Raw genomic sequence first — 6,687 nt, 5'->3', positions numbered from 1 at the left:
GACGCGCAGCACGAACGCGACGCGCGGCCGCGCGGTGCTCGGAGAGGGAGTGCGGGGCGGGTCAGCCGGCGGGCGCGGTGGGGGTGTCGACGGTGGAGAGGGGCTTGGCGATGTCCTCGAGACTGCGCCGCTCCGCCTTGACGGCGAGGAAGACCGCGACGAGCCCCGCCGCGCACATCAGGCCCGCGCCGATCTGGAACGCCAGCACCGTGTCCGCGATGACCCCGGACTCCGTGAGGTCCGCGAAGATCAGCGGTCCGGCGATGCCGCCCGCGGCCGTGCCGACCGCGTAGAAGAAGGCGATCGCCATCGCGCGCGTCTCCATCGGGAAGATCTCCGAGACCGTCAGGTACGCGCTGCTCGCGCCCGCCGAGGCGAAGAACAGCACCACGCACCAGCACGCCGTCAGCGTCGTCGCCGTCAGCACCTCCTGGCTGAACAGCCACGCCGTCACGAACAGCAGCAGGCCGGACAGGATGTACGTGGACGAGATCATGATCCGGCGGCCGACCGTGTCGAACAGCCGGCCGAGCAGCAGCGGGCCGAGGAAGTTGCCGGCCGCGATCACCGCGAAGTAGTAGCCGGTGTGACCCACCTGGACGTCGAAGAACTTGGTGAGGATCGCCCCGAAGCCGAAGGTGATCGCGTTGTAGAGGAAGGCCTGGCCGATGAAGAGGGCCAGCCCCAGCACCGTGCGCTTGGGGTACTTGGTGAAGACCGTCCGGGCGATCAGTCCGAAGCCGATGGACTTGCGCTGGTGGATGGTGATCTCGCCGGCCGGCGGGGGCAGCTTGCGGCCCTTCTCCGCCTCGACCTGCCGCTCGACGTCGGAGACGAGGGCCTCCGCCTTGTCGCCCTGGCCGTGGATGAACTGCCAGCGTGGACTCTCCGGAACGTTTCGCCGCACCAGCAGGATGACCAGGCCGAGCACGACGCCGAGCGCGAAGGTCAGCCGCCAGCCGATGTTCGCGGCGAAGATGTCGGTGTCCAGCATGACGATGGACAGCAGCGCGCCGCCGATCGCGCCGAGCCAGTAGCTGCCGTTGATGATCAGGTCGACCCGGCCGCGGTACTCGGAGGGGATCAGCTCGTCGATGGCGGAGTTGATGGCCGCGTACTCGCCGCCGATGCCGAACCCGGTCAGGAAGCGGAAGAGGAAGAACCACCAGACGTCGAACGAGACCGCGGTGAGAGCCGTCGCCCCCAGATAGACCGCCAGGGTGGTGATGAAGAGCTTCTTGCGGCCGAAGCGGTCGGTGAGCCAGCCGAAGAACAGCGCTCCGGCGCACGCTCCCGCGACGTACAGCGCCGCCGCCATTCCGGTGACCTGGGCGGAGGTGATGGGCAGTCCGCTGCCCTCCTCGGCCAGCCGGCCGGCGATGTTGCCGACCGTGGTGACCTCCAGGCCGTCCAGGATCCAGACGGTTCCCAGTCCGATGACGATCATCCAGTGCCAGCGGGACCACGGGAGCCGGTCCAGGCGGGCCGGCACGGCGGTGGTGACGGTTCCTGTCTCCTCCGGGATCTCCGAGGGTTCGGGTGTCGCAGCAACTGCCATCGCGTGGTCTCCCTCTCCGTTGAGCGAGCGGCGGTTCCCCTCCCTGTTGCCCCGCCCGTTACGGCTATGCCCCCAGCATGCGGGACACGGTGTGGATCAGCAGCCCGGCGAGCGAGCCGACCACCGTGCCGTTGATGCGGATGAACTGGAGATCGCGGCCGATGTGCGCCTCGATCTTCCGGGTGGTGTGCTCGGCGTCCCAGCCGGCGACCGTGTCGGTGATCAGGGCGGTGATCTCGCCCCGGTAGGTGGTGACCACGTAGGTGACCGCGCCCTCGACCCAGCCGTCGACCTTCTCCTGGAGCCGCCGGTCCGCCTTCATCCGGGCGCCCAGCGACAGCAGCCCCGCGCGCACCCGCAGCCGGAGCCGGCTCTGCTCGTCCTCGGAGGCGGCCACCATCATCCGGCGCACCGCCGACCAGGCCGAGGCGATCAGGTCCTGGACCTCGTCCCGGTTCAGGACCTCGTTCTTGAGGCGCTCCACGCGCGCCCGGGTCTCGGTGTCGGACTGCAGGTCGACGGCGAAGTCGGCGAGGAACCGGTCCAGCGCGTCCCGTGCCGGATGGGTCGGCATGTCCCGCATCTCGGTGACGAACCGCAGCAGCTCCTTGTAGACCCGCTCGCCCACCTTCCGGTCGACGAACCGCGGCGTCCAGCCGGGGGCGCCGCCCTGCACCGCGTTCATCACCCGGTCGCCGTGCAGCTCCAGCCAGTCGTGGGCCCGCGCCACCACCAGGTCGACGGTCCGGTTGTGCCCGTGGTCCGCGACCACCCGCTCCAGCGTCTTGCCCAGCACCGGGGCGATCTCCGCCGCCTCCGCCCGACGGGTGACGGCCTCGCCCACCACGTCCTGGACGTCACGGTCCTTCAGCACGGTCAGCGCGCCCCGCAGCGCCGTCGCCAGTTCGGCCGTCACCCGGTCGGCGTGCTCCGGTTCGGCCAGCCAGGTGCCCAGCCGGTTGCCGACGCCGACGGCGCGCAGCCGGGTCCGCACCACGTCCGCGGAGAGGAAGTTCTCCCCCACGAACTCGCCCAGGGACTCGCCGAGCTGGTCCTTCTTGGTGGGGATGATCGCGGTGTGCGGGATGGGCAGCCCCAGCGGGTGCCGGAAGAGGGCCGTCACGGCGAACCAGTCGGCCAGCGCGCCCACCATGCCCGCCTCGGCGGCCGCCGCGACGTAGCCCGCCCAGGCGCCCGCGCCCCGGTGCTCCGCCCAGGTGGCCAGCGCGTAGATCACGGCGACGACCAGCAGCAGCCCCGTGGCCAGGGCCTTCATCCGACGGACACCCCGCTGGCGCTCCTCGTCGGCGAGGGTGAAACCATCCATGGTGCGTGCGGCCGAACGGGGGACGCCGCGATTGCCGCCTCCGGGCGGGCGGGCATGCTCGCCCTGCCTACCACCGTCGCTCCCGGCACCGCCGACGCCACCGATGCCGCCGTCGCCGCCGCGCCCGTCGCGCCCGTCGCCGCCGTCGGCGGTCCCGGCGAGGTCGCCGGGGTACCCGCCGTTGTCGTCCTGTCGTCCCATTCGTCGCCCGTCCACCTGTGTCACATGCCCCGTCAGGAAAGAAACGTCCCTGCTTGACCGACTCCGGGAACGGAACAAACGTTCCCGACGTCTGTCCTCGAGGACGCTCAGGAAGCCGCCGGGGATGTCTCGCACCTTCCGCCGTTCCAGTCGTTCTGTCGTTCGAAAAGCCCGAGGAGCCCGAGCCCCGCATGACCAGGCGTCACGCTTGCGCCCTGCTGGCGGCCTTCACCGCCCTGATAATCGCCGTCAGCGCCGGCATATATCTCGTGGCCCGCCAGGCGAGTGCCCGGCCCGAGGCCCGCGACACCAGCCTGTCCGGGGGCCGCGTGCCCCACAACCCCGCCGCGCCGGCCTCCACCGGCACGTGGGTCGGCAGCTGGGCCGCCGCACCCTCCGGAGCCGAACCCGGCACGGAACCGACCGGGTTCGCCGGACGGTCGGTGCGCAACATCGTCCACACCAGCGCCGGCGGTTCGGCCGCACGGGTGACCCTGTCCAACCACTACGGACAGCTGCCACTGCGCATCACCTCCGCCTCGGTCGGTGTCGCCGCCCGGGACAACGCCGCGGAGGCCCTCCCGGACACGCTGCGCCCGCTGACCTTCTCCGGGGTCCCCGCGGTGACCGTCCCGCCGGGCGGCCAGGTGGTCAGCGACGCGGTGGCCCTGCGGGTGCCGGCCGACGGCGACCTGCTGATCACCACCTACTCCCCGACGCCCTCCGGCCCGGTCACCTACCACCGGCACGCCCGCCAGATCTCGTACGTCGCCACCGGGGACCACGTCCTGGACCCGCGGGCCCTGGCCTACACGGAGCCGACCCCGCACTGGCGGTACGTCACCGCCCTCGACGTCCTCAGCAAGGACGCCCGGGGCACCGTGGTGGTCATCGGCGACTCCCTCACCGACGGCATCACCTCCACGACGGGCCAGAACGCCCGCTGGACCGACGTGCTGGCCGAGCGTCTGGACTTCCGCCACGGCGTCGCCAACGCGGGCATCAGCGGCAACCAGCTCCTCACCGACGGCCTCGGCCGCCCGGCCGACAGCCCCAGCGGCCTGAACCGCTTCGAGCGGGACGCGCTGTCGCGGCCCAACACCAAGGCGGTCGTCGTGGTCCTCGGCATCAACGACATCCTCCGCGACCCCGACGGCACGCCCGACCCCGCCGCCGTCACCGCCGGCCTGCGCGCGCTGGTCTCCCGCGCCCACGCGCGGGGCGTCCCGGTCGTCGGGGCGACGCTGATGCCGTTCGGGGGCCACACGGGGTACGACGCCGTCCGCGAGAGCGCCCGGCAGGCGGTCAACACCGAGATCCGCCGCGGCGAGATCTTCGACGCGGTGCTCGACCTCGACGCGGCCCTGCGCGATCCCTACGCCCCGCGCCGCCTCGCCGGGCACCTCGACTCCGGCGACCACCTGCACCTCAACGACGCGGGCTACCGCCGGATGGCGCAGCGCTTCGACACCGGCGTCCTCTCCCGGGGCACCACGGCGACCCTCTGACGCCGAGTACGATGGCCGGGCACCGCCCCGCGGCCGTGGCGGAATGGCAGACGCGCAACACTTAGGATGTTGTGGACGGAAGTCCATGTGGGTTCGAATCCCACCGGCCGTACCACGGATGGCCCGCGAACCGGGACGAACGGTTCGCAGGCCATCGATCGGCGGCCCCGGCGGCCTCGGCGGCCGGGGAGACTCCGCTCAGCCGTTCCCCTCCCTCTCGTCGTACAGCCCGAACCAGCGGGCGGCGGTGTCCATGTCCTTGTCGCCGCGGCCGGACAGGTTGACGATCAGCAGGCCCTCGGGGCCGAGTTCGCGGCCCACCTCCAGGGCCCCCGCCAGCGCGTGGGCCGACTCGATCGCCGGGATGATCCCCTCCGTGCGCGACAGCAGCCGCAGCGCCAGCATCGCCTCGTCGTCCGTCACGGCCCGGTACTCGCCGCGTCCGGAGTCCTTCAGGTAGGAGTGCTCCGGGCCGATGCCGGGGTAGTCGAGGCCGGCGGAGATGGAGTACGGCTCGGTGATCTGTCCTTCCTCGTCCTGGAGCACGTACGACCGCGACCCGTGCAGGATGCCCGGCTCGCCCGCGGTGAGCGTCGCCGCGTGCTCTCCGGTCGGCACGCCGCGTCCGCCCGGCTCGCAGCCCACCAGGCGCACCCCGCGGTCCGGTATGAAGGCGTGGAAGAGGCCGATGGCGTTCGACCCGCCGCCGACGCACGCCACCACGGCGTCCGGCAGCCGTCCGGCGCGCGCCAGGATCTGCCGGCGCGCCTCGACGCCGATCACCCGGTGGAAGTCGCGCACCATGGCCGGGAAGGGGTGCGGGCCGGCCACCGTGCCGAACAGGTAGTGCGTGCTGTCGACGTTGGCGACCCAGTCGCGGAACGCCTCGTTGATGGCGTCCTTGAGGGTGCGGCTGCCCGACTTCACCGGGACCACCTCGGCGCCCAGCATCCGCATCCGCGCCACGTTCAGCGCCTGGCGCTCGGTGTCGATCTCCCCCATGTAGATGGTGCAGTCCAGGCCGAACAGCGCGCAGGCGGTGGCGGTGGCCACGCCGTGCTGACCCGCGCCGGTCTCCGCGATGACCCGGCTCTTGCCCATCCGCCGGGTCAGCAGGGCCTGGCCCAGCACGTTGTTGATCTTGTGCGAGCCGGTGTGGTTCAGGTCCTCGCGCTTGAGGAAGACCCGGGCGCCGCCCGCGTGCTCGGCGAACCGCGGCACCTCCGTCAGCGCGCTCGGCCGGCCCGTGTAGTTCACCAGCAGGTCGTCCAGCTGGGCCGCGAAGGCCGGATCGCCCTTCGCCTTCTCGTACTCCACGGCGACCTCGTCCACGGCGGCGACCAGCGCCTCCGGGATGAACTTGCCGCCGAAGGCGCCGAAGTAGCCCTCGGCGCTCGGGACCTGACCCGCCGGGTCGGGGTGGAAGGAGCCTCCTGTCGTCACGGCTGTCATGACCTTTCCTGGATGAGGGCGGCCACCTCGGCCGCCGGGTCCGCGGAGCGCATGAGCGTCTCGCCCACCAGCACCGCGTCCGCGCCGTCGGTGTGGAGCCTGCGGGCGTCGGCCGGGCCCCGCACGCCGCTCTCGGCGATCAGGACGCGGTCGTCCGGCACCACGGCACGGAGCCGGGCGGTGAGCCCGAGGTCGAGGCGGAAGTCCCGCAGATCGCGGTGGTTGACGCCGATGTTGGGCGCGTCGAGGAGCAGCGCGGTGCGCGCCTCCTCCACGCTGTGCACCTCGACCAGCGTGTGCAGCCCGAGACCGAGGGCGTACGCGTGGAGCGCGGACAGCCTCTCGGACGTCAGGGCGGCGACGACCAGGAGGACCGCGTCCGCGCCGAACGCCCGCGCCTCGGCGATCTGGTACTCGTCGACGATGAAGTCCTTGCGCATGATCGGCAGGCCGACGGCGGCCCGGACGGTCGCGAGGTCCTCGGGACGGCCCCCGAAGCCCTCGGTGTGCGCGAGGACCGACAGCGCGGCGGCGCCGCCCGCCGCGTAACGGCGGGCGAGCTCCTCGGGGCGGTAGTCGTCGGTCAGCGGGCCCTTGAGCGGGCTGCGCGGCTTGAGTTCGGCGATCACGGACAGCCCCGG

Annotated in this window: 5 protein-coding genes and 1 tRNA gene; 2 read left to right on the top strand and 4 right to left on the bottom strand. The window is 72.3% G+C overall.

Annotated features, from left to right (window positions below; genetic code table 11):
- Window positions 1-61 precede the first annotated feature (61 nt).
- Window positions 62-1,558 carry an MFS transporter gene (locus HW445_RS14500; protein ID WP_180221436.1) on the bottom strand — a complete coding sequence of 499 codons (1,497 nt, stop codon included), beginning with the start codon at window positions 1,556-1,558 and terminating at the stop codon, window positions 62-64.
- Window positions 1,559-1,622: 64 nt separating this feature from the next.
- A complete protein-coding gene (locus HW445_RS14495; protein ID WP_180221437.1) occupies window positions 1,623-2,885 on the bottom strand; it encodes a DUF445 domain-containing protein in 1,263 nt (420 codons plus the stop codon).
- Window positions 2,886-3,277: 392 nt separating this feature from the next.
- Between HW445_RS14495 and HW445_RS14490 the strand changes: the two genes are divergently transcribed.
- Both HW445_RS14490 and HW445_RS14485 read left to right on the top strand, forming a co-directional pair.
- Complete coding sequence (locus HW445_RS14490) at window positions 3,278-4,594, top strand: SGNH/GDSL hydrolase family protein (protein ID WP_180221435.1); 1,317 nt, start codon at window positions 3,278-3,280, stop codon at window positions 4,592-4,594.
- A gap of 29 nt (window positions 4,595-4,623) precedes the next feature.
- Window positions 4,624-4,709, top strand: a tRNA-Leu gene (locus tag HW445_RS14485).
- 83 nt (window positions 4,710-4,792) lie between these two features.
- On the opposite strand, the gene trpB is transcribed toward HW445_RS14485, so the two are convergent.
- A complete protein-coding gene (gene trpB, locus HW445_RS14480) occupies window positions 4,793-6,046 on the bottom strand; it encodes a tryptophan synthase subunit beta (protein WP_180221434.1) in 1,254 nt (417 codons plus the stop codon).
- Window positions 6,043-6,687 (bottom strand): indole-3-glycerol-phosphate synthase (locus HW445_RS14475; RefSeq protein WP_180221433.1); only part of this gene is annotated, 645 nt, incomplete at its 5' end. The genes trpB and HW445_RS14475, both read right to left, overlap by 4 nt.

The organism is Streptomyces sp. UH6 (assembly GCF_013421635.1).
Lineage (GTDB): Bacteria > Actinomycetota > Actinomycetes > Streptomycetales > Streptomycetaceae > Streptomyces > Streptomyces abyssomicinicus.
Note: the sequence above shows the minus strand (reverse complement) of the source record. Positions and strands in the feature narration are given on the sequence as shown.

Coding starts and splice junctions, on each gene's coding strand:
- HW445_RS14495 (WP_180221437.1), bottom strand. CDS start 2,885: ATGGATGGTTTCACCCTCGCCGACGAGGAGCGCCAGCGGGGTGTCCGT.
- HW445_RS14490 (WP_180221435.1), top strand. CDS start 3,278: ATGACCAGGCGTCACGCTTGCGCCCTGCTGGCGGCCTTCACCGCCCTG.
- trpB (WP_180221434.1), bottom strand. CDS start 6,046: ATGACAGCCGTGACGACAGGAGGCTCCTTCCACCCCGACCCGGCGGGT.
- HW445_RS14500 (WP_180221436.1), bottom strand. CDS start 1,558: ATGGCAGTTGCTGCGACACCCGAACCCTCGGAGATCCCGGAGGAGACA.